The sequence below is a fragment of the Nocardia sp. NPDC049526 genome (genome assembly GCF_044465765.1).
Classification (GTDB): Bacteria; Actinomycetota; Actinomycetes; order Mycobacteriales; family Mycobacteriaceae; genus Nocardia.
In genome coordinates this window covers 429,490-452,514 of the sequence record NZ_JBITMA010000002.1, presented here as the reverse complement: position 1 = coordinate 452,514, position 23,025 = coordinate 429,490, and the positions used below count along the sequence as shown (strand labels likewise).

Below are 23,025 nucleotides of genomic sequence, written 5' to 3'. Positions count from 1 at the left end.
GAACGACTAACGAAATATTCGGGCGTCGCGCTTGGTGTAGGAGGCGATCGGTGTGGTTTCCATGCGTTCGATGCCGCCCAGTGTGGTGATCCGCTCGGTGAGGTAGGTATACAGCTCTGCGGAGTTGCGGAAGACCACGATCGCTATCAGATTGTGCTCGCCGGTGGTGGCGCCGATGAATGCTGCCGCGAAGTCGGATGCCAAGGCTGTCGCCACAGTCTGGAGCTGATGCGGAACTACGCTCATCCAGATCACGCAGGAGACGGTGAAACCGAATGCGGCGGGGTCGATTTCGACGCTGAATCGCAGGATCCCGGCACGTCGAAGCTCGTCGAGTCGACGCCGGATCGCTGTCTCGGACCAGCCGATGCGGCGGGCGAGATCGGGGTAGGCGGCGCGGCCGTCGAGCGATAGGGCGGCGAGTAGCCGGTGGTCGAGGTCGGTCAGTGACATGGGCTGTGTCGTGGCGGTATCCGGTGGTTGCAGTGCCTCGATTTGCGCGGCGGTCAGCGCGGAGGTGCGGCCGCGCCAGCGGCGGTCCATGAAGTGGTGCAGGAGCCGGTGCGCGGAGATATCGAGGACATCGCTGTGTCGGGCGAGTCCGGCCAGCTGTGCCGGGCCGTCGTCGGGAATGCGGAAGATGCACACGATTTCGGTACCGCTGTCTACCACCGTCACCCAAGCGGTGTCCGGTCGCTGGGCGAGGACGCGAGCCAGCGCGTCGGCGGCACTGGCTCGTACCGCTATTCGGACGATCCACTCGGCGGTGGCGATCGGCCCTGGGGCCGCGACGCCGGTGACTCGGACGAGTCCGTTGGCGCGCAGGCGGCCGTAGCGGCGGGCCACGGTGCGCGAGGAAACTCCCAGCACCTGGGCGATTGTGCTGTATGCGGCGCGGCCATCGATCTGTAGTGCGTGCAGCAGTTGCAGGTCGAGATCGTCGAGGGTGTCCGAATCCACCCGATCAGGGTAGATAGACGTCCGAAAACGGCGTCGACCGCCCGATAAGCGGTCTTCGACGGTGTGTACCAGCAGGCTCGTTCGCATGAACGACGACATGGGCCAGCAGTACATCGGGGCCGTCCACCACACCGGTCTCAAGGGCAGTGACTTCGATGCGATGACGAGTAGATACCGGTCCTTCGGATTCACCTTGACGCCGCGATCGCGGCACCTGATGAGCCAGCGGCCGGGTGAACCGGCGATTCTGGGGTGCACCGCCAACGAATGCGCGGTGTTCGGCGGCTCGTACATCGAATTGTTCGGCATCGTCGATGCCTCCGCGCCGGATCCATGGCACGCGAAGCGGCTGCCGGATGGATTCCGGATTCTCAATCTGGAGACCGACGACGCCGCTGCGGTCAGCAGGCGGCTCATCGCCGCCGGGCTCCCCGCTTCCGGTGTGCTCGAGCTGGAACGTGACGTGGACACCGAGGAGGGCGTGCGGACCATGCGCGCCCGCACGGTGCACATCGACCCGCACAGCACGTCCGAGGGTCTGCTCGGCATCTCCCAGCACCTGACCCGCGAATATGTGCACCAGCCACGGTATCTCGACCATCGGAACGGGGCGCGCGGGATCGCGGCGGTGACGATCGTGGCCGCCGACACCGAGTTCGACGAGATCCTCGACCGCTACCGCCGCATCGTCGCGATCGATCCGACCACCGAGGGTTCGTTGACGGTATTGGCGCACAAAGAGGTTCGACTGGAGTTCGTTCGGTCGTCGGACGCCGGCCAGGTACTACCGGGTGAGCCGGTGCCTGCGCCGTCGTACTTCGCGGCGATGACCATCGGGGTCGATGATATCGACCACGCGCGTCGGATTGTGGAAGGCAGTGGTACGCCGACTTGCAGCACCGCGGCGGGGTTCTTTGTGTCCGCGCGCGACGCATACGGCGCCGGACTGACATTCGTCGCGCAATGATCGTCGAGACCGCCGCGGGCAAGTTCAGGGGGAGTATCGACGGTGCGGTATCCGCATTCCGCGGCATCGCTTTCGCGACGGCCGAGCGGTTCGGCGCGCCGCGTCCTCCGACGCCATGGCCGGGCATCCGCGACAGTGTCGAGATCGGCCCGGCCGCACCGCAGTTGGCGTCACGGCTGGAGCGTGTCATGGGTGGGTTCACGGTAGCCCAGGCCGAAGACTGTCTGTCGCTGAACGTTTGGGCACCGGCCGGGTCCGGTCATCCGGTGCTGGTTTTCCTGCACGGCGGCGGATTCACCAGCGGCTCGGGCGGATTGGCCTGGTACGACGGTGCGGAATTGGCCGAGCACGGCGACATCGTTGTCGTAACGATCAACTATCGACTCGGTGTTCTCGGATATCTGTGCCTGCCCGGGGTGAGCGAAGGCAATCTCGGATTGCTGGACCAACTGGCCGCACTGGAGTGGGTGCGGGACAATATCGCCGCGTTCGGCGGGGATCCGGCGCAGGTCACCGTTGCCGGGCAATCCGGCGGGGCGCTCTCGATACTCGCGATGCCGGCCAGAACCGCCGGACTTTTCCGGCGCGCGATCCTGCAGAGCGCACCTGCGGGTATGGCGCCCGCGTCGCCCGAGGACGCGGTGGCTGCCGGGCGGATGCTGTTGAGCGAGTTGAGTCTTGCGCCGGACGAGCAGCGACGATTGTTCGACGTTCCGGTGGCCGAGTTGCTCTCGGCGCAGTATGCGGTCGCGGCGCGCGTTGGTGGTACGGCTCCGCCGTATCAACTTGTCGCCGACGGTGTTCTCGTCAGCGACGACTTGGTGCGGTCGGTCTCTGCTACGGGCATCGAGGTCCTGCTGGGAACGACAAAGGACGAGGCGGCGGCGATGGTGGCCGACGCAGCCGACACCGTGACCCACCAACTGTTCCGTGCTCCTACCTTGCGTTTGGCGGAAACCCTTGCCGCGCACGGAAATACCGCATGGCTCTACCGATTCGACTGGCATCCCGCGGCCAGCCCCTTCGGCGCGTGCCACGGCCTGGAACTGCCGTTTCTGCTCGGGAATGCGGCAGCGTGGGCGCACGCACCGATGCTCATGGGCGAGCGGCCGCAGGCCCTGGTCGAGGACATGCGCGAGCGTTGGACCGACTTCATTCGCGACGGCGACCCCGGCTGGTCCCGCGCCACCGAACACCACATGAACACCTGACGAGTTCCTGCCGAAGGACACGACATGATCGCCCTGCAATGGCATCGCCCACTGATGCTGCTCGCCATCGTGATGGCACTGCTTGTTCTCTTCTCGATCGGGGGCCTGATCGTCGACGATCGTGTTCTCACCGGACTGCCGATCTGGGTGAAGGCGGTGAAATTCGCGCTCTCGGTGCTGATCTACGCGGTCACCTGGGCCTGGTTGATCGCCCAGCTCACCCGCTGGCGACGGGTCGCCTGGTGGGCGGGCACGGTGGCGGCCGTCGGTCTCGGTGTGGAACTGGCCGTCATCGTGATCCAGATCGTGCGCGGCACCACCAGCCACTTCAACTTCACCACTCCGCTCAATGCGGCGCTGTGGGAAACCATGGGGCTGTCCATAATCGTGGTCTGGGTTGCGACGCTGGTCGTATCGCTGGTTCTGTTCCGCAACCCGGCGCCGGATCCGGCCCGCAACGCCGCCATCCGCTATGGCGCTGCACTTTCGCTGATCGGCGCCGCGCTGGGGATGCTCATGGTGATCCCGACCCCGGCCCAACGCGAGACCGGCAGCGACATGCAAGGCGCGCACACTGTGGGCCGCCCCGACGGCGGAGCGGGCCTGCCGATTCTCGGCTGGAGCACCACGAGTGGTGACCTGCGCATCCCGCATTTTCTCGGAATGCATGCGGTGCAACTGCTTCCGCTGGTCGTGATCGCCCTGGAATTCGGTGCCCGCCGAATCCCTGCCTTGCGATCGGCCCGATCCCGAGCAGCGCTCGTGACCGTCGCGGCAGCAACCTTCGGCGGCCTGCTCGCCGTGCTGACCTGGCAGGCGCTGCGCGGACAATCCGTGGTGCATCCGGATCCGCCGACACTGCTGGCACTGGCCGTAATCGCCACTGCTGCAACCGGATCGGCCACGATGATCATTCGGCGCCGACCGCGATCCACGCATCTGTCACCCGAACCGCTGACCGCGATCGGAGCGACTCGATGACCCGTTCGCTATTCGACCTCACCTTCTGGCCGGCCGCGCCCTTCTGGGCACTGATGATCCTGGCGCCGCGGTGGCGCCGAACACCAACCGCCGTCGCGTCACCGCTGATCTGCGCACCGCCGCTGCTGATCTACGCGACGCTGGTGCTACCGGAGTTCGGGCCGTTTCTGTCTGCTCTTGCCAACCCGAACCTGCCTGGGCTGCAAACAATTCTCGCCGGCAGTACGGGCGCGGCCGCGGCGTGGGCGCACTTTGTCGGATTCGATCTGTTTCTCGGCCGCTGGATCTACTTCGACAGCCGCGAACGCGGCATCCACCCCATGCCGATCAGCGCACTGCTGCTGTTGACGATCTTGTTCGCGCCGCTCGGCGTACTCGGCTACCTGATCATCCGATTCCTCCCGGCATACCGACCGATACCGAACCAACCCACCTATGCGGAGACATAAATGGAAACCCTGATCTTTCTCCTGATCGTGCTGCTCGGGCTGCGCCTGGCGGGTGTACTGGGAGCCACTCGATTCACCGACTGGCCGACATGCGCGGCGTATGCGCTCGCGGCGATGCTGGTGCTCACCGGCACAACGCATTTCCTTCCCGACAGCCTCGCGAGCGGACCCGCTCCCACCCATGGCGATCTGCTGCCGATGGTGCCGCCGTTCGTACCATTTCCGAGTTTCATGGTGTACCTGACCGGAGTGCTGGAACTGCTCGGCGCGCTCGGTCTCGTCCTCACCCGGACTCGTCGACCCGCTGGGATCGGCTTGGCCGCACTATTCGTCACCCTGCTGCCCGCCAATATCTACGCCGCCGTATCCGACATCCCGTTCAACGGTGCGCCGGCATCCCCGCTGTGGATTCGGATACCCGAACAGGTGCTCTACATCGCGGTGGTGCTGTGGGCGGCCGGGCTGTACAGCCCGAGCCGTGCCGAACTCGTCGACGTGGCAGTGGAACGCTGACCGGTGTTGTCACACTGAACGTTGGGCCTTTGTGCTGGCCAAAGCACTAGCGGATGCCGAGAATCGCGGCGTGTATCGCGGGTTGTGTCGTATCCCTAGGGGGGTCGGAGGCATTCGTGAGGTGTCCAGATCCGGCCGATGTTTGCGGAATATCGCTCTTCTCCGGTTTTAGCGTTGGCGCAGTTTCTGTGCCGTTGACGAGCACAAACGGTGCGAGTCGACGAACGCCAGGGTCTGGAGGATGTGAATGATGAAACGAGGTTCCGCCGGACGAACGGCTGCGTCGGTTGCCGATTCGGGCCGAGCCAGGAGTGAAATGCGTTGCCGCCCTGGGGTGCACGCGTTCGCTGCGCTTGCTGCGGTGTTCACTGTGGGTGCTGGTGTGGTCGCGGCGTCGCCGAGTGTGATGGCTGATGACCGCCCGTCGTCGATCACCGGGTCGTGGGCCGAGGACGATCGCACGGTGCAACTGCGGGTGTATTCCGCTGCCATGCATCAGGACATCATGGTGCAGGTGCTGCGTCCGGCCGAGCGTTCGACGCCGCGGCCGACGTTGTATCTGCTGAACGGTGGTGGGGGTGGGCAGGACAGTGCGACCTGGCAGAAGAACACCGATGTGCTGAGGTTCCTGGCCGACAAAGACGTGAATGTGGTGCAGCCGGTGGGTGGCAAGTGGAGCTACTACACCGACTGGCGTGCGCCGGATCCGAAACTCGGTCTGTACAAATGGAAGACGTTCCTCACCGAGGAGCTGCCGCCGCTGATCGATGCCGAACTGGGAACCACTGGCGTCAATGCCATCGCGGGGCTGTCCACCTCGGGCACATCGGTTTTGCAGTTGCCGATCGCGAAACCCGGTCTGTACCAGGCGGTTGCGGCCTACAGCGGCTGCGCCCAGATCAGCGATCCGATCGGGCAGCAGTTCGTGAAGCTTGCGGTGGAGGGATGGGGCGGGGGCGATACGGTGAATATGTATGGCCCGCCGAATGATCCGATGTGGGCGGCCAACGACCCGTACCTGCATGCCGGGCAGTTGCGCGGCCTCCACCTGTTCATCTCGACGGGGACGGGTGTTCCTGGCATGTATGACAGCTACAACGGCAGTCATATGCAGCCCGGGCCGCGTGGGTTCTTCAACCAGTTGGTGATCGGCGGTGTCATCGAGTCCGCGGTGAACTGGTGCACTCAGAACCTGCGCACCGAACTGGATCAGCTGGGGATCCCCGCCACCTACGATTTCCAGCCCACCGGGACACACTCGTGGGGGTATTGGCAAGAGGCGCTGAAGACTTCGTGGCCGGTGCTGGCCGAGGGGCTTGGTGTTCCCTCTTGATAGTGCAGGCCCGTCGGACGATCGTCCGACGGGCCTGCACTATCAGGTGCGTGCGTCAGTGTCAGGTGCGGTACGTGCGCGCGACCAACGCTGAGCGCAGATACCAGAGTCCCGACGGCTGTGACGGGTCGAAGCCGGTGAGCTGTCCGATGCGCTTGAGTCGGTAGTCGACGGTATTGGTGTGCACGTGCAGCACCCGGGCGGTGCGCTGGCGGTTGAGGTTATTGCCGATGTGGCGCTGCAGGGTCTCCAGCAGTTCGGGGTGTTCGTCCAGCGGATCCAGTAGCGAACCGAGGTATTCGCGGCCCGGGCCCGGCCGGGTGAGCTGGTATTCGAGGGCGAGTTCGTCGAAGCGATAGAGCCCGGCCACCGCCTGCAGCCGCTGCACCATGTCCAGGAGTTCGTGCGCCTGGTCGGCGGCGTTCGGAATCTGCTCCGGCGTGGCCACGACCATCGTCGCGGTAATGCCGACCTGCGCGGCGTGCGAGAGCCTGGCCACCACCGCGTCGAACTCGTCGGTGTCGAATTGGGCCGAGGGAATGAGCACGGTGCCGCCGTCCACACTCAGCAGCGACAGCGCGCTGGCGCCGCATTGCGTGGCGAGTTCGGCCTGCAGCCTGCGCAACTTGCGCCGGGCCACCACCTGGGCGTCGAGCATCGGGTTGTGCTCGTCGCGATGCGGTGGAATGGCAACGGCGAGAACGTCGTACGACTCCGCGATGGCGATACCGCATTCGCGGGCCATCGTCGAGGTGCTGTGCCCGCCGAGCAGCGCTGAGGTGAGGGTGTGCACGGCGGTGTGGTGCTCGCTGACGACGGCGCGCAGCTCGCGGATGTAGGCCACCGAGATCGCCGAGGTGAGTTTGTCGAGCAGTTCTATGACCATCTTGGCGCCGTCGACGAGATTGTCGTAGTCCTTGATCGTCGCACTGGAAACCACCAGTTCGAGGCCCATCTGGAAGCCCTCGTGGATGGAATGCAGGATGGTGTCGATCGGCACGCCCTCGCGGGCCCAGCCCGCGGCATGGTCCTCGAGCCGCTGCACCTTCTCCGGGATGTCCTTGCCGTCGAGCATGCTGACCGCGATCTCGAGGCAGACGCGGGTGCTGGCGGTGAAATCACCGGTAATGGCTTCCCCTGGCATCGTCGCGCAGGGGATGACGTTGTCCACGAAGTGGCCGACCATCTGCCGGGACAGCGCGCGGACGTCCTTGAGTGAGGATGACATCGGCTTGCCCGAAAGGGTCAGGGTCGGCCTGGTCGAGTGGTCGACGGACATTGGCGACTCCTTTTTGGCCACGGACGTAGCTGTGTGGAGCATTCACAGTAACTGCCTGAGGTGGGGTGTGGACCGGTTCGCTCGGTTCTGTGAGAGTGCGCTATCCGGATGGTCGGGCACTTGTGACCGGTCACAGTGCGTCAGAGGGGCTACCGGCGGGTAATGAGAGCCGTCACATCCGCCGCTGGGACCAGAAGTTAGCCGAGAGTTCGGGGCAGTGCGCATGTCCGGCCGCATGACGTAAAAACGCCGTTACGCGGCTTTGTGTTCGACGCGGAATGTGTTACCGCTCGATACAAAACAAAAGTACCGATAGGTCGGTTCGGAAACTCTGCTGTCCGCTCAGTGAATCGGGCATGAACAGCACATTTATTGACAAATGATCCTGCGCCGCGACCGATGGTCGAATTGACGAATTGTCTGTGACCACGAATCGCGGAATGTATTGTCTCAGACGCCGACTCGTCGAGTCCTCTTTTCGGTGGGCGAGGCCGAGTTCTGTACATGCCGACGAGTCGAATTAGCGAAATAGTTGCTGAAAGTTCGAACCGGCTCTGAGTCGAGGCTATTCACATTGCCAGTCGTAAATCAGCGGTGTACAGATGTGTGCATGCACCGCTGTGATTGCCAACAGTTGTGCGCATGGACGAGATATTGGACGTGACAGTCCTGATTGTCGTATCGGAGGGCAAGTGATCGCAGTCTCGGCTGACGCTGGATTCCACGCTGAGCAGCAAAGATTCATGGTTCACGCGACGGAGTCGATGTGCTGTACCCGTGTCGAGCACACCGCGTACGTGGCAGGTTCGAGCGTGTGGGAGGACGTGCGATGACCGGGCTGAACGATGTCGGTACACGGGTGCGCGAACTCTTTTCGCGAGGATTGCAGGTGCCGTCTATCGATGTGAATACGCCGTTGCTGGATTATGGCTTGGACTCGGTCCGATCGGCCGAACTCGTCATCGAACTCGAGCGCACGTTCGGGATCGAGATCTCCGATGCGGAGGCCGCGACACTGCACACTGCGCGCGACGTAATCGACTGTGTGGTCGCCAAGTCCGTCGCCGACCGGCACTCTGGTATCGGGGCATAGATCGTGTCGGCAGACGTTCTGTTTTCGGAACAAATAAATTCGTCCGCCATTGTTTCCGAAGACGAATTATTCGATGATTTCGCCCGGCACAACCGTCCCGGACTGGCTCGGCTGCTACGTGCGTGCCACCTGGATGTCGTGTATGCGGGTGCCGAAAGTGACCATCTGATCCGGCCGGATGGGACCCGGGTATTGGATCTTGTCGGCGGTTTCGGTGCGGCGCTGTTCGGGCACAACCATCCGGCGCTGGTGCGGGTGGCGACCGCGCGGCTGAATCAGCAGACGCCGTTCGTCTCCCAGGGCAGTGTGCGGCCCGGGGCCGCGCGGCTTGCCCGAAGGCTTTCGGAGGCAGTGGCGGCCGGGAGTGGTCGCGAGTACGTGGTGACATTCGGGTCCACCGGTGCCGATGCGGTGGAGGCGGCGATCCGGCATGCGGCGGTGGCGCACGCCCGCGCCCTCGGCGATCTCGAGACCGAACTGCGGCGCACCCTGCGCCGGGTTCGGCGCGACGGCCTGCACGATGTTCGTCCGATTGCCATGGGCGACAACGGCTCCGACGACGACAGCGACTCGGTCGCGGAGATGCTCACCGAATCGCTGCGCGAGATCGACGAATTGCGGCGGCGCGGACCGGTTTTCGTCTCGCTGACCGGTGCCTTCCACGGCAAGACCGCGGGCGCATTCGCCCTGACCGAGCACGCCGATACGCCAGCGGACCTGGTGGTGCCTGGTCCGGAGCGGCGCAGGCTCGACACCTGGGAACCGGACGCGGTGACGGATGCGTTCGCCGATGAACTGCGTCCGGTATGCCGGATCACCTTCGATGGCACGGGTCGGCCGGTGCGGTCATGGACCAGGGTTTCGCCGATCGCCGCGGTATTCGCCGAGCCGATCCAGGGTGAGGGCGGGGTCCGCGAGGTTCCGGCCGCGACCCTGCGGGCATTGCGGGAGTTTGCCGATCGGCACACAGCGGCCCTGGTATTCGACGAGATCCAGTCGGGCATGGGGCGCACCGGAACCTTCCTCGCCTCATCGCCGTCGCAGGTGAACGCGGACTACTACTTGCTCTCGAAATCGCTGGGCGGCGGGCTGGTGAAGATCTCGGCCCTGCTCGTCGACCGGCAACGCTCGATCGCCGACTTCGGCCGGTACCACACCTCGACCTTCGCCGATGACGATCTGTCCTGCGCGGTCGCCGACGCCACACTGGACCTGCTGCGGGACAATCAGATCCGCATCTGCGATATCGGCGCGCGGCTGCGCTCCCGGCTCGACGCGGTAGCACGGCGCTGGCCCAAGGAGATCCGCGCCGTGCGGGGCCGCGGGCTGCTGCAGGGCATCGAACTGTCGCCATTGGAACCGACATCCGCGCTGCTGCGCGAGATCTGCGATCCGGAGCTGTTCGGATACGTGGTGGCGGGGTATCTGCTGCACGTCCACCGGATCCGGATGCTGCCAACGCTTTCCGCGCCGACCACACTCCGCATCCAGCCCTCGGCCTTCCTCGCCGATGCGGAGCTGGACCGGCTGACGGCGGCGCTCGACGATCTGGCCGCACTGCTGCACCGCGGCGACTACGCCCGGCTGCTCGCACACTTGGCCGCACCGGTCACCACGAATTGGCCGGTGCCGGAACGCCGATCACCATCGCGGCGGCGCACCCATGAGGTTGCGCGCGACTGGAACGCCCCGACCAGGGTGGTGTTCCTGGCCAATCTGCCCGATGCCGCGGATCTGCGCAGATTCGCACCGGAGCTGGCCGAATGGTCCGACGGCCAATTCGCCGCACTGTTCGAACGGCTGCGCGGGGTGGCCGAGCCCTTCGAACTGACCAAACAGATCGTCACGTCGCCGACCGGCGCCGTTGTCGAGGTATGCCTGATCGCGGTGCCGATTTCGGCCGAGCAGATCATCGAATGCCGGCGCGCCGGACATCGCGCCTGGCTGCGCGATCTGGTGCTGGAGGCAGTGGAGCAGGCAATCACATTGGGCGCCAGCGTAATCGGGCTCGGCGGATACACGTCCATCGTCACCGATGCCTCGCGCGATGTCGTGGAGGACACCGTCAAGGTGACCTCCGGCAATTCGCTCACCGCGGCCTGCGCCTACGAGGTGGTTCGGGCCGAACTCGCTGGCCTCGAACCGGGCCGGCGCCGGATCGGCATACTCGGGGCGCTCGGCAATATCGGTGCGGTGATGGCGGAACTGCTCGCGCCGCTCGCGGATTCGGTGACCCTGGTCGGGCGCGCCGGATCGGCGTCCCGGCTCGAGCGGGTGGCCGCGGGCCTGCCCGGCACGGTAATGGTCAGTGAGGACCTGACCGCCCTGCGTACTTGTCGCATCGTCCTCACCGCCACGAATTCGGCCGTGCCGGTGGTCACCGCCGATGTACTGGCCGACGACCATCCGGTGCTCGTGGTCGATCTCGCGGTCCCCGGCGACGTGGATCCTGCGGTGTCCCTGCAACCGAATATCACCCTGGTCTCCGGCGGGCGCATGGCGCTGCCGCTCGGCCAGACACCCCCGTTTCCCGAAACCGGGCTGCCCGCCGGGGTCGTCTACGCGTGTATGGCCGAAACCGTTCTGCTCGGTTTCGAACCGCGCACGGCGAGTCCGTCCTACGGCGGCCTGACCGCGGCAGGCGTGCGCGCCGCCCGCGACCTGGCCGCGCGTCACGATGTGCGCCCGGTTCTGCTTCCGACAGGAGCTCCCACCGTGTCCGAAACTCCCACCGCAGCCACCCCCGCCCCGATGTTCCTCGGCGCGGCCGATTTCGCAGCGGACCGCGCCGGCGGCAAGGCGGGCACCCTGCACGAATTGATCGTGGCCGGCTTCGAGGTGCCGCCCGGATTCGTTGTCACGGCCGATCTCGACCTGGCCGAGGTATCCGATGAGGATCTGACCGGCTGGGTGCGGGCGCTCGGCGGCTTCCCGGTCGCCGCGCGTTCGAGTGGCGTGCTCGAAGACCTCGACGACGCGAGTTTTGCCGGTCAGTACGAGTCGTACCTCGGTATCACCGATGTCGCGGCCTTGCGCGAACATATCGAGCAGTGCCGGGAATCGGTGCACAACGAGCGAGTTCGCACCTACCTGGCCCGCCGCGGCTATCACGAGGCCGGCGCGTCGGTCGCCGTTCTGGTGCAGCGCATGGTCGACGCGCGTTGTGCAGGTGTCGGTTTCAGCATCGACGCGCTCACCGGCATCGAGGACCACGCGGTCGTCGAAGCCTGCCGGGGGCTCGGCGAACGACTCGTTTCCGGACATGTCACACCGACCAGGTACACGCTGGGACTGTTCGACGGCACCGTGGTCGAGCGGGACGCGGGCGATGAGGATGTCGAGCTGGATGCCACCGCCACAGCAGAACTCGCCGCCCTCATGCTCGCGGTGCAGGCGCACCGGCACCGCCCGCAGGACATCGAATGGGCCATCGACGGCGACGGGAAACTGTGGCTGCTACAGGCGCGGGCCATTACCGCGATCAGCTGGCGCACCGATATCGACCAGTTCTCCGACGCGGATCTACGCGACGGCGGCGTCTCGGCGCGGGTCTGCACGCCGATGATGTTCTCGTTGTACGACAATGCCTTCCAGTACTCGATGCAACAGTTCTTCGAACGGTTGAAGCTCGCCGAACCGGCCGCGGAACCGGACTGGATGGCCATGTACTACGGCCGCGCCTACTGGAATGTCAGCGCGGTGAAGAAGTGCTTCTTCCGCATTCCCGGCTTCGACGAGCAGCATTTCGACGACGACCTCGGTGTGCTCAACGACTACGGCCCCGACGGCCCGCACCGCACCCCGACGAATGCCAAGACCGTTGCCAGGGCGCTGCCCGCGGCGCTGGCCGTGCAGAAGAGCTACCAGGATCAACTGGCGGCGGTCGATGCGTTCGCGGCGGGGTGGCCCGCGAAATACGCGGTGTGGCGCGAGCGGGTACGCGAACTGCCGCACACCGACGAGGCGACCTTCGTCGCGGATCTGGCGGACTGCCTGCTCACCTTCCACGCCGCCACCGAGCGCGCCTACTTCACCACCATCTACAACAACTCCAGCGTTCAGACCGACTTCAAACAGCTGCTCGACAAGGTGGATGCCGCGACCGGCGGGACGACCTCGGCGATCGACCTGATGGGCGGGCTCGCCGATATCAGCCATATGCAGTTGCAGCGCGGCATCGTCGAATTGCACCGGGTGGCAGGCGATCACGGCCTGGACAGTCCCGAATGGACGAAGGGCCTCGATACCTTCCTCGACGAGCAGGGCTTCCACGCCGACGCGGAGCTGGATCTCACCAGCCCGCGCTGGTCGGAGGCGCCCGAGCGGGTGCGCTCGATGATCGCGGTCATGCTCGAACACGGCACCCCGCCCGCGGATCCCGATGTGACGCTGGTGGATCAGCGCAAACGCTACGAAAACGAACTCGCCGCGGTGCGCGCCCGAGTGCGGGCCAAGCCGCTGGCGCGGGTGAAACACGCCAAGGCATTGGATAAGCAGATCGAGCGGATGCGCCGGTATCTCGTGGCACGCGAACGCATGCGGGAGTTTTCCTCGCAGTGCTATGCCATTGTGCGCGCGTATGTCGTGGAGGCCGGGGTGCGCCTGGCTGCGGCGGGCACGCTAGAGCAGGCCGATGATGTGTTCCAGCTGTCGATCCACGAGCTGTGTGATCTCGCGGCCGGACGGGTGGAAATCTCGACGCTCGCACCGCAGATCGCTTATCGCCGCGCGGTTTACGCGGGCTATCGGGATCTGGTGCCACCGCATGAGCTGGGCGGTGGTGTCACTGTGGACGCGGTCCGCGAGATCGGCGACGGCGATCTGACCGGGCTGGGCTGCAGCCCGGGTATCGCCGAGGGCACCGCTCGGGTGATCACTTCGCTGGCTGATATCGACCAGCTGCGCGAGGGCGACATCCTCGTCACCCGGTTCACCGATCCGGGGTGGACGCCTGCCCTCGGGCTGGTCGCCGCCGTGGTGACCGAGGTGGGTGGGATGCTCTCGCATGCGGCGGTGATCGGGCGCGAGTACGGAATCCCGGCGGTGCTGAATGTCGCGGGTGCGACGACGGCGATGCGCTCCGGTCAGCGGATCCGGGTCGACGGCGGGGCCGGAGTCATCAGCGTGCTGGAGACTGCATCCGAGCTGGTCGCGCCACCGTCCGGTCATGGCAACCATGCGCAACGACTCGATGTCGGCGCCGTCGCGGAACTGGAACCGGGGGGCCCGCGGCCGGTCCCCGACGAGCCGCCGATCCCGGAACCGGACGAGCCCGCCGCCCCTGCGGTGCCGTTACGGCCAACTGAACCCAAGCAAAAACCCCAGCCCTCGGAGCACCCACGCCCGGCGGCCGCCAGAACGGATGAACCACTGACCGCACGCAAACGCCTGATCTGCATCGCCGGTGCCGACGGATCGGGTAAGACCACCCAGGTGGCCCGCATCGCCGCGGAATTCGAGGCGCAGGGCCAAAGCGTTGCCGCCGTGACCATTTGGGACGCATTCCTGGATCCCAAGGTCTCCTCGAAGCTGCCGTGGCGCAGTCCGGCCGAGATCTACGGTTACCTGAAATTGCTGTCTCCGCTGAGTCGCGCACACTTCCTGTTCCACGCCATGCAACTGTCCTTCGACCTCGCCGCCGAACGCGGCCCGGACATCCTGCTGGCAAATGCCTACTGGTACAAGTACTTCGCCACCGAGGTCGCACACGGTGGCGATCCGGCGGTGCTGCGTAAGCTGGCGTCGGGATTCCCGGAACCCGATCGCACCTTCTACCTCGCAGTCAGTCCGCAGGATGCGTTGGGGCGCAAGCAGTTGCGCAGCGATTACGAGAGTGGCTACGGCGACGAGGAGACCTTCCTGGCCTTCCAGCGGCGCAGTCACGATGCGCTGGAGGCCCTGTCGGAGGAGTTCGGCTGGATCCGCCTGGACGGCACCGACACACCCGCCGACATCACCAAGGCCGTCCTCGCCCAACTGCGGGAGGACGACCGGTGACCCGTCGCGTCGCGATCGTCGGCATCGACGGTGCAGGCAAATCGTCGGTCATGGCACGGCTGCGCGAATTGGCGCCGGGCGCAGGTTCTTTCGCCTCGATGACCTGCCCGGACTTCCACAACACCCGCAATGTACCGCTGACGGACCTTTCCGAGCAGCTCAAGGTCTTCAGCGTCGGATGCGATGAAGTCGGCAGCCTGGAAATGAAGGCCACCGCGATGTATCTGCAGATGACGCTGTTCGGCCCGGTGGAGCGGCACTTCCTGACCACCTGGTCACCGGATGTGCTGGTATTCGAACGGCATCCGCTGATCGAATTGCTGGTCTACGGGCCGCTGTATGTCGCGCTGGCCCGCCCGGAATGGAACGGCCACGATCGCGCCGACGAGATCGCGGCCGTGCTGGAGCGACACCGGCCGGGCACCTTCGACGACATTCTCGCTTGGCAGCGGGCGGAATCCACGCGTCTGGGCAGTTCCCCGGATATCTGGGAGCTGCTCTCGGAGATCGCGGATCTGGTGCGCCGGGACGTGACCGAATCCGTCCCCGGTTTCGCCGACCGCTTTCGCACCACACTGCCCGACGCGGTGCTCTGGCTGGACGCACCGCCGGAACAGGCCGCGGCACGGTGTGCGGAACGTTCGGGGAACGGGCCGAAGGAGGCCCATGAAACAGCAGAGCGGCTCGGAGCCCTGCGTGACGGATATCTACAGGTGCGCGACACCCTCGCGGCGGCCTTCCCTGAAGTGGGATTCCACCGCATCGACACCGGCGACGGCGTCGATCTCGAGGAGTCGGTCCGCGCCTGCGTGACGGAAGGGAAGTTACTCGGGTGAGTACACAGGCAGGTACCCCGGCCACCGAGATCGAGGCGCGGGTGCGCGCCATTGTCGGTGAGGTGCTGTGGGTTTCGGCGGACGAGATCGACGCGTCCGCGCAATTGATCGACTACGGACTGGATTCGCCGACCGCGATCGAGCTGACCATTCAGCTGGAGCAGGCATTCGGCGTCGTCATTCCGGAAGACGCTGCGGCACAGTTGAATACGGTCGGCGAGATCGTGCGGTACGTGCGGGGTGAGCAGCAGTGACGGCATTGATTCCGCAGTATCCGACGATCGTGCATGCGCTACTGGCCGATGCCGAGCGTGGTGCGTCGGCAACGTCCACGATTTTCGTACCGGAGCGCGGCGACGCCGAGGGTGAAATTGCCTGGCGGCACGACGATCTCGCCGCCGCGGCCGGACGCACCGCAGCCGCACTGGCCGCCGAGGGGGTCGAGCCGGGGGATCGGGTGATGCTGTGTCTGCCCACCTCTCCGGAGTTCGTCACGGCGTTCTTCGGTGCGCTGGTGCTCGGCGCGGTGCCGACCGCGGTGGCGACGCCGGGCGGGTTCGGTTCGGCGGATATCTTCCGCGACAAGTTCACTCGGCTGCTCGGCTATCTGGAACCCGCGGCGGTTGTCACGACTCGGTCGGTGCTCGCAGGGGGAGCACTGCCGGACACCGTGGCCGCCATCGATGGCGATGTGCTGCACGCCTGGGCCTGTTCGCCGGACGCGCCGGCCATGGCGCCCAGACTTCCCGAACCGGGGGATCTGGCGTTCATCCAGGCGACGTCCGGCTCGACGGGAACACCGAAAGGTGTGCAGATCACCCACGCGAATCTAGCCGCCAACTGCGAACAGATCGCACAGGCCGCCGCGATGGGCGCGGGCGACACCTGGGTCGGCTGGCTGCCGCTGCACCACGATATGGGGCTGATCGGCGGATTCCTGACACCGGTATTCCGTGGCATCGATGCGGTGCTCATGCCGCCGAGCCGATTCCTGCGCAGTCCGGGCGATTGGCTGCGTACGGTCGGCCGGTATCGCGGAACATTCACGGCGGCACCGAATTTCGCGTACGGATATGCGGCGGCACGGGTTACCGACGCCGAACTCGACGGCGTCGATCTGTCGAGCTGGCGGTTCCTGTTCTGCGGCGCGGAGCCGATCCACCCGCCGACCGTGCAGAGTTTCGTCGACCGGTTCGCGGCCTGGGGACTGCCGAAGGATGCATTGGTGCCCTGCTACGGCATGGCCGAGGCATCCCTCGCGGTCACCGTGAATCGCCCGCACGCGCCCGTCGCCTACGACTCGGTGTCGCGCCGGGCGCTCACCGGAAACGGTGTGGCCCTGGACATTCCGGAAGACGACCTCGATGTGATGCATATCGTCGACTGCGGCGCACCGCTGCCCGGTACCGAGGTACGCATCGTCGACGAGGACGGCGCGGTGTGCGGCTCGGACGTGGTCGGCCGCATCCAATTCCGGGGCCCATCGATGACCATCGGTTACTTCCGGCTGCCCGAAGAGACCGCGGCCGCCACTCGGGACGGCTGGTGGGACACCGGCGATATCGGCTACCTGCGCGACGGCCGGCTGCGCATCACCGGCAGGCATAAAGACCTGATCATCATCCGCGGCGCGAACTACCTGCCCACCGATTTCGAGCTCGCCGCACAGGAAGTCGATGGTGTGCGCCTCGGTGGTGTCGCGGCCGTCGGCCATGCCGATATCCGAGGGCTCTCGGAGGAACTGCATCTCATTGTCGAATCCGGTGCGGAGGCGACCGAACACGATGCGTTGCGCCGAGCGGTGCGGGTCGCGGTGAGCAAACGCACCGGTGTGCTGCCGGCCGGGGTTCGGGTGGTGCCGCCGCGCAGCATACCGAAGACCACGAGCGGCAAGGTGCAGCGCGCCGAGGCCAGGCGGCTGTTCCTGGCCGAGGACGATCTGGTCGGTGCCGGAGGCGCGGCATGAGTGTGCAGCCGAAGTTCCGCGGCCGAAGGCTCGGCGGTCCGGCGCTGCGACATCCACTGGGTGCGTATCCGGATTACCGCACCGACCCGCTCGCGCTGTTCTACGAGCAGGCCGTCGCGCACGGCGGCAGCGTCCGGCTGCGGCTGGTACATCGGCAGATGCATCTGCTCGTCGAGCCGGAGCACATCAATCAGGTGCTGGTCACCAATGCGGCCAAGTATGAGAAGGGAATCAGCTATCAGAGTCTGAACTACTTGCTCGGCCCCGGATTGCTGACCAGCGGCGGCGAACTCTGGAAACGTCAGCGCGCCTTGATCAAACCCGCATTCTCGCGCCGTCACGTCGACACCGAGGTTCCGCTCATGGTCGAGTGCGGACAGCGGATGCTCCATCGCCTCGATGCGTACGCCGCGACGGGTACGGCCTTCGACCTGGTCCCCGAGGTGATGGGTTTCGCGGCCGATGTGGTGTGCCGCGCGGTTATGGGCGCCGATATCGACGGTGTCCTGCCCCAGATCGAAGACGATGTGCGCGAAGGCATTTCGTGGGTGATGCGGCATATGGCCGCACCCATCCAAGTGCCGCCGAATGTGCCGACCCCGGCCAATCACCGCTTCCGAGGTGTTCGCGAACGACTACATCGTGTGGTGGACAGCGTCATTCAGCGTCACCGCGACGCCGATGCCGAAGCGACGTCTCTGCTGGCCCGCCTCCTTGCGGCCCGCGATGATGCCGGGCACGCCATGGATGACGCGCAACTGCGTCACGAGGTGCTCACCTTCCTGCTCGCCGGACACGAGACCACCGGCGGCGCGATGGCGTGGACCATCTACGAACTGGCCCACAACCCGGCGGTGCTCGCGCGGGTACGCGACGAAATCGATATCGCACTCGCGCTGACCGACGGCGTCGACCGGGCCCTGCCCGCACTGGAGCTGACCGGGCGCGCGATCGACGAGGCCATGCGTCTGCACCCACCCGCCTGGGCATTCAGCCGCACCGCCGTCGAACCGGACAGCTTCGACCGCTTCGATCTGCAACCGGGCGCGATCGTGGTGATCAGCCCGTTCGTGAACCACCGCTTCCCCGAATTCTGGGATTCACCACTGACCTTCGATCCGGACCGGTTCACCAAGGAACAGACCAAGGCCCGCCCGCCGTACCGCTACTTCCCGTTCGGCTGGGGCGCACATCTGTGCGTCGGCCAACATATGGCGCTGATGGAGGTGCGGGTCGGCATCGCAATGCTGTTGGCCCGCTACGACATCGAACTCGTCAACGGGATGCGGGTGCGGGAGAACCCGGAGATCTCCAATACCCCCGATCCGGTACTTGTGCGGCTCACCCGGCGTGCGTCCGCGGTGCCGACGGCCACGACCATGCAGGAGGCCGCGCAATGACCGGAACAACCGTCAGCGATACCGAACTGGCCGCCGATGCGGCCTTGGCGCCGCAAGTGGGCGCCAAGGCCGCGAATCTCGGCAGGCTCGTAGCGGCCGGCTACCGGGTGCCACCGTTCGTGGTGTTGAGTGGCGTCGCGTGTGCTCGCATCCTCGAACCGATCCGTGGATCCATCGCCGACGCGCTGGATTCGCTCGATCACACCGATCCGGCATCGTTGCGTGCGGTCTCGGAGCAGATCCGGGGGATCATCCTTGCTCAGCCGATCCCCGCGGAAATCAGCGCTGAGCTGGGCCCGAACGTGCGCGAAATCGTCGATCGCACACCACAGTCCGGCGCTCGGCTGGCTGTGCGTTCCTCGGTGAGCGGTGAGGATTCGGCGACGGACTCCTTCGCGGGCCAGCTCGATACCCTGTTGAATGTCGCCCCGGCGGACGTATCGGCGGCGGTGCTGGATGTGCTCGCCTCGGCCTACTCGAAGCGGTCACTTTTCTACCGCGCGCATCGTGGACTGGACAATACCGAGATCGACTGCGCCGTCCTGGTGCAGGTGCTGATCGACAGCGCGGTCTCCGGCGTCGCCTTCAGCTGCAACCCGCAGACCGGCGACCCGGGCGAGGCCGTCGTCTCGGCGGCCCTCGGCCTGGGCGAAGGTGTGGTCGCCGGAACAGTGGAGTGCGATACCTACTTCGTCGACACGGCCGCGCGCACGATCGTGTCCCGTTCGGTGGCCGAGAAGCAGAGCCGGGTCGCGGTTGCGGCCGATGGCTCCGGCACGGTCGTCGAGCAGCTCGCCGGTGTCACCGAACAGGCACTCACCGACGCACAGGTGGTCGAACTCGTCGATACCGCAACGGGTTTGGCCGCGACCTTCGGCGCGCCACAGGATATCGAATGGGCCTATGACGCCGAGGGTGTGCTGTACCTGCTCCAAGCCCGCCCGATCACCGCGACCGGTGCCCGCGAAACCATTTTCGACAATGTGAATGTCGCCGAGTCCTATCCCGGTCTGTCCAGCCCGCTGACCTTTTCCATCTTGCGGAACGCCTATGAGCAGGTATTCAGAGCCTGCCACAAGGATTTCGGCGCAACCGACACCATTGTCGACCGCAATGCCGCGAGCCTGTATCCCTATTTGGTCGGTACCGCGCACGGCCGCATCTACTACAACATCAGCAACTGGTACCGGTTGTTCCTGCAGATACCGGGCATGGAGTTCGCCATCGAAGGCTGGGAGGCGGCACTCAATATCGAGAACCGCTACCAGCGGCCCGCCGCGCCGAAACGCGGGCTGGCACGGGCGAAGATGTATCTGCTGCGCCTGCGTATCGCCGCCATCATCACCGTTGGCTGGCTGCGGCTACCGCGGCGGCTGCGCGCGTTCTTCACCGAACTCCAGGCCTTCACCGCCGATCTGGACCACCGGTTCGACCCGGAAACACCGGAGCGGGAACGGGATCCGGAAGCACTACTGGAGTGGATGGAACGCTGCCTGCACGAACTCGTACCCGCCTACGCGGTGCAGATCTTCAATGACTTTCTGGCCCAGCAGATGTTCCACGTCGTGGGGCTGCTGCTGGAACGCGAAGGTCTCACCGAGACAGCCGCCATCACCTTGCGCAATGAATTGTTCTGCGGCGAAGAGGGTGTCGACAGTGTCGACCCGGTCCGCTCGGCGCTCGCACTGACCGCAACGGTCCGGGCGGATGACGCGCTGCGTGAGCTGTTCCATGGCCCGCTGGAACCGCACGAGGTGTGGAAAGCCATGGCACAGCCGGAATTCGCCGATTTCCGCGGTGCATGCCTGCGGCATATCGCCCTGTTCGGCGACCGTACCGTCGACGAGCTGAAGCTGGAAACCGATCCGCTTGGCGAACATCCGGAGCGACTGGTTCCTATGCTGCGCAACTATCTGCGTGGCGGTCAGAACATCGACGAAATGGCGGCGCGCGAGAAGCAGATCCGGCGCGATGCGGAGCGCACCGCGGCGAGGCTGTTCGGTGGAAAGCTCCCGCAACGGTTGGCATTCCGGTTCGCACTCGGCCGCGCACGCGAGCATGTGAAACAGCGCGAGAATATGCGGCTGGGTCGCAGTCGATCCTTCGGCCTGGTCAAACGGGTATTCCGGGAATACGGCAGGCAGATGCACGTGGCTGGGTTGCTCGAGGATCCGCGCGATATCTTCTGGCTCACCTACGAGGAGATCGCGGCCCTCACCCGGGGGACCGCTGTCGACACCGATGCGGCGCGCACGGTCGCCACACGCAAGAGCGATCACGAGCGGTGGCGCATCGAGCAACCGCCGTCGCGGATCGTCACGGCAGGAATCGCGGCCGTCGGCATCAACGATCCGGCCTTCGACCATCCGGCTCCCACCGGCGATTCCGGCAGTGTGCTGCACGGAATCGGTTGCGCGCCGGGCCGAGTCGAAGCTCCGGCACTGGTGTTGACCACTCCGGAACCGGATGTGGTCGTCGACGGTCAGATCCTCGTCGCAGCCAGTACCGATCCCGGTTGGGTCTTCCTGATGGTGGCCGCTGGGGGATTGGTCAGCGAGAAGGGCAGCCCGCTCTCGCACACCGCCATTATCGGCCGTGAACTCGGCATTCCTACCGTCGTCGGCGTTCCGGGCGTCACCCGGCTGGTCGCCAGCGGGGATGTGCTGATTCTCGATGGCAAGGCCGGAACCGCAACCATCGTTCAGGAACACAGCTCATGACATCCACCGCAGCCGCACCGCACGAGACCGCGCACGGCGAGAACTTCAGCCTCGAGCACTACCTCGATCCCGCCGCGCACACTTTCGAACAGCGCTTCGAGGAATTCCGGCCTTACGTCGCGAACGCGCGCGGCACCGGATTCGTCCTCCGTGAGATCACCGGGCCTGCGGGTCCGGTCGTACAGGTCCGCGATCCCGACGGGGGCGCAGTCCGCGACCTGATCATGTTGGGGTCCAACAACTATCTCGGCCTCGGCAACGAACCGGAGATCGTCGAGGCCGCCGTACGGGCGGTGCGCGAATTCGGTGTCGGCCACGGCGGACCGCCACTGCTCAACGGCACCACTTCGGTGCACCGGCGGCTGGAGGAACGCCTCGCCGAGACCAAGGGCTGCGAATCGGCGCTGGTGTTCTCCTCCGGCTACGCCGCCAATGTGGGCTGGGTGACCGGCCTGCTGCGCAAGGGCGACATCCTGCTCTACGACGAGCAGAGCCATGCCAGTCTCTATGACGGCATCCAACTCGGGCGGGTCCGCTCGATGGCCTTCGAGCACAACGATCTTCGGCATCTGCGCCACCGGCTCATGCAGATCCGCTGGCGCAATCCGGGCGCGAATATCGTGGTCGCCGTCGAGGGCGTGTATTCGATGGACGGTGATATCGCACCGCTGCCGGAGATTCGAGCGCTGTGCGATTCGTTCGGAGCGTGGCTGGCCATCGACGACGCGCACGGCACCGGTGTGCTCGGCGCGAACGGCCACGGCACCGCCGAACATTTCGGCATGGGGGCCGGGTCGGTCGAGCTGTACATGGGCACCTTCTCGAAGGTGTTCGCCACTACCGGCGGTTTCGTGGCCGGGTCGAAGGATCTGGTGGATACGCTGCGGTTCTTCGCGCGCTCGTACATGTTCTCGGCCTCGCTGGCCCCCGCCGTCGTCGCCTCGGTACTCGCCGCCATCGATTTCATCGATGCGCATCCGGAGCGGATCCGCCAATTACACGACAATGTCGACTACTTCGTGCGGGAACTGCGTCGGATGGGCTTCGCGGTCGATCCGCAGACCGCGATCATCCCGATCCTGGTGCCGCAGCACCTCGCCGTCGCCGAGGTCGTCGCGGCGCTGCACGCCGAGGGTGTGTTCGTCAACGGCGTCGAATTCCCGGCCGTCCCACGCGAACAGCAGCGACTGCGGGTCAGCATGATGGCCACGCTCAGTCGCGATCAACTGGATTTCGCGCTGGCGAAGATCTCGGCCGTGGCCCGCCGCTTCGCCTTCCATCCCGAGCAAATCGGTCCGACCGAAGAAGGAATCCGCTGAT

The 23,025-nt window shown here is 65.8% G+C and carries 16 protein-coding genes; 14 read left to right on the top strand and 2 right to left on the bottom strand.

The annotated features are described in order from the left end of the window. Positions 1-6 precede the first annotated feature (6 nt). Complete coding sequence (locus ACIBW7_RS06645; protein WP_397044815.1) at positions 7-960, bottom strand: Lrp/AsnC family transcriptional regulator; 954 nt, start codon at positions 958-960, stop codon at positions 7-9. An 85-nt stretch (positions 961-1,045) separates the two neighbouring features. Here ACIBW7_RS06645 and ACIBW7_RS06640 point away from each other — a divergent pair, with 85 nt between their 5' ends. The 6 genes from ACIBW7_RS06640 (at position 1,046) to ACIBW7_RS06615 (ending at position 6,414) form a co-directional block, all read left to right on the top strand. Beyond that, on the top strand, positions 1,046-1,927 hold the full coding sequence (locus ACIBW7_RS06640; protein WP_397044813.1) for a VOC family protein: 882 nt from the start codon (positions 1,046-1,048) through the stop codon (positions 1,925-1,927). Further along, positions 1,924-3,138 carry a carboxylesterase/lipase family protein gene (locus tag ACIBW7_RS06635; RefSeq protein ID WP_397044811.1) on the top strand — a complete coding sequence of 405 codons (1,215 nt, stop codon included), beginning with the start codon at positions 1,924-1,926 and terminating at the stop codon, positions 3,136-3,138. The genes ACIBW7_RS06640 and ACIBW7_RS06635 overlap by 4 nt, the downstream gene beginning before the upstream one ends. Before the next feature lie 24 nt (positions 3,139-3,162). Further along, positions 3,163-4,119, top strand: coding sequence for a hypothetical protein (locus tag ACIBW7_RS06630; RefSeq protein ID WP_397044809.1), 957 nt, complete (start codon positions 3,163-3,165; stop codon positions 4,117-4,119). Then, on the top strand, positions 4,116-4,568 hold the full coding sequence (locus tag ACIBW7_RS06625) for an ABA4-like family protein (RefSeq protein WP_397044808.1): 453 nt from the start codon (positions 4,116-4,118) through the stop codon (positions 4,566-4,568). The genes ACIBW7_RS06630 and ACIBW7_RS06625 overlap by 4 nt, the downstream gene beginning before the upstream one ends. Beyond that, entirely contained in the window at positions 4,569-5,081 is a 513-nt protein-coding gene (locus tag ACIBW7_RS06620; protein ID WP_397044806.1) for a hypothetical protein, read from the top strand. Positions 5,082-5,397: 316 nt separating this feature from the next. Further along, positions 5,398-6,414, top strand: coding sequence for an alpha/beta hydrolase (locus ACIBW7_RS06615; RefSeq protein ID WP_397044804.1), 1,017 nt, complete (start codon positions 5,398-5,400; stop codon positions 6,412-6,414). A gap of 61 nt (positions 6,415-6,475) precedes the next feature. Here the strand turns inward: ACIBW7_RS06615 and ACIBW7_RS06610 are convergent, their stop codons facing one another. Beyond that, a complete protein-coding gene (locus tag ACIBW7_RS06610) occupies positions 6,476-7,693 on the bottom strand; it encodes a PucR family transcriptional regulator (protein ID WP_397044802.1) in 1,218 nt (405 codons plus the stop codon). An 829-nt stretch (positions 7,694-8,522) separates the two neighbouring features. Between ACIBW7_RS06610 and ACIBW7_RS06605 the strand changes: the two genes are divergently transcribed. The 8 genes from ACIBW7_RS06605 to ACIBW7_RS06570 are packed head-to-tail and all read left to right on the top strand — an operon-like array spanning position 8,523 to position 23,024. Next, a complete protein-coding gene (locus ACIBW7_RS06605; protein WP_397044800.1) occupies positions 8,523-8,786 on the top strand; it encodes an acyl carrier protein in 264 nt (87 codons plus the stop codon). 3 nt (positions 8,787-8,789) lie between these two features. Continuing rightward, positions 8,790-14,783, top strand: a complete 5,994-nt coding sequence (locus tag ACIBW7_RS06600) for an aminotransferase class III-fold pyridoxal phosphate-dependent enzyme (protein WP_397044798.1) — start codon at positions 8,790-8,792, stop codon at positions 14,781-14,783. After that, on the top strand, positions 14,780-15,619 hold the full coding sequence (locus tag ACIBW7_RS06595; protein WP_397044796.1) for a hypothetical protein: 840 nt from the start codon (positions 14,780-14,782) through the stop codon (positions 15,617-15,619). The genes ACIBW7_RS06600 and ACIBW7_RS06595 overlap by 4 nt, the downstream gene beginning before the upstream one ends. Further along, positions 15,616-15,873, top strand: coding sequence for an acyl carrier protein (locus tag ACIBW7_RS06590; RefSeq protein WP_397044794.1), 258 nt, complete (start codon positions 15,616-15,618; stop codon positions 15,871-15,873). The genes ACIBW7_RS06595 and ACIBW7_RS06590 overlap by 4 nt, the downstream gene beginning before the upstream one ends. Next, the gene (locus tag ACIBW7_RS06585) at positions 15,870-17,585 is read left to right on the top strand and encodes a fatty acyl-AMP ligase (RefSeq protein ID WP_397044792.1); all 1,716 of its coding nucleotides are present in this window, start codon (positions 15,870-15,872) and stop codon (positions 17,583-17,585) included. The genes ACIBW7_RS06590 and ACIBW7_RS06585 overlap by 4 nt, the downstream gene beginning before the upstream one ends. After that, positions 17,582-18,985, top strand: a complete 1,404-nt coding sequence (locus ACIBW7_RS06580; RefSeq protein ID WP_397044791.1) for a cytochrome P450 — start codon at positions 17,582-17,584, stop codon at positions 18,983-18,985. Before ACIBW7_RS06585 ends, ACIBW7_RS06580 begins: the two co-directional genes overlap by 4 nt. Beyond that, the gene (locus ACIBW7_RS06575) at positions 18,982-21,705 is read left to right on the top strand and encodes a PEP/pyruvate-binding domain-containing protein (RefSeq protein WP_397044789.1); all 2,724 of its coding nucleotides are present in this window, start codon (positions 18,982-18,984) and stop codon (positions 21,703-21,705) included. Before ACIBW7_RS06580 ends, ACIBW7_RS06575 begins: the two co-directional genes overlap by 4 nt. Beyond that, positions 21,702-23,024: an aminotransferase class I/II-fold pyridoxal phosphate-dependent enzyme gene (locus ACIBW7_RS06570; protein WP_397044787.1), complete on the top strand. Its 1,323-nt coding sequence runs from the start codon at positions 21,702-21,704 to the stop codon at positions 23,022-23,024. The genes ACIBW7_RS06575 and ACIBW7_RS06570 overlap by 4 nt, the downstream gene beginning before the upstream one ends. The last annotated feature ends 1 nt before the right edge of the window (position 23,025 follow it).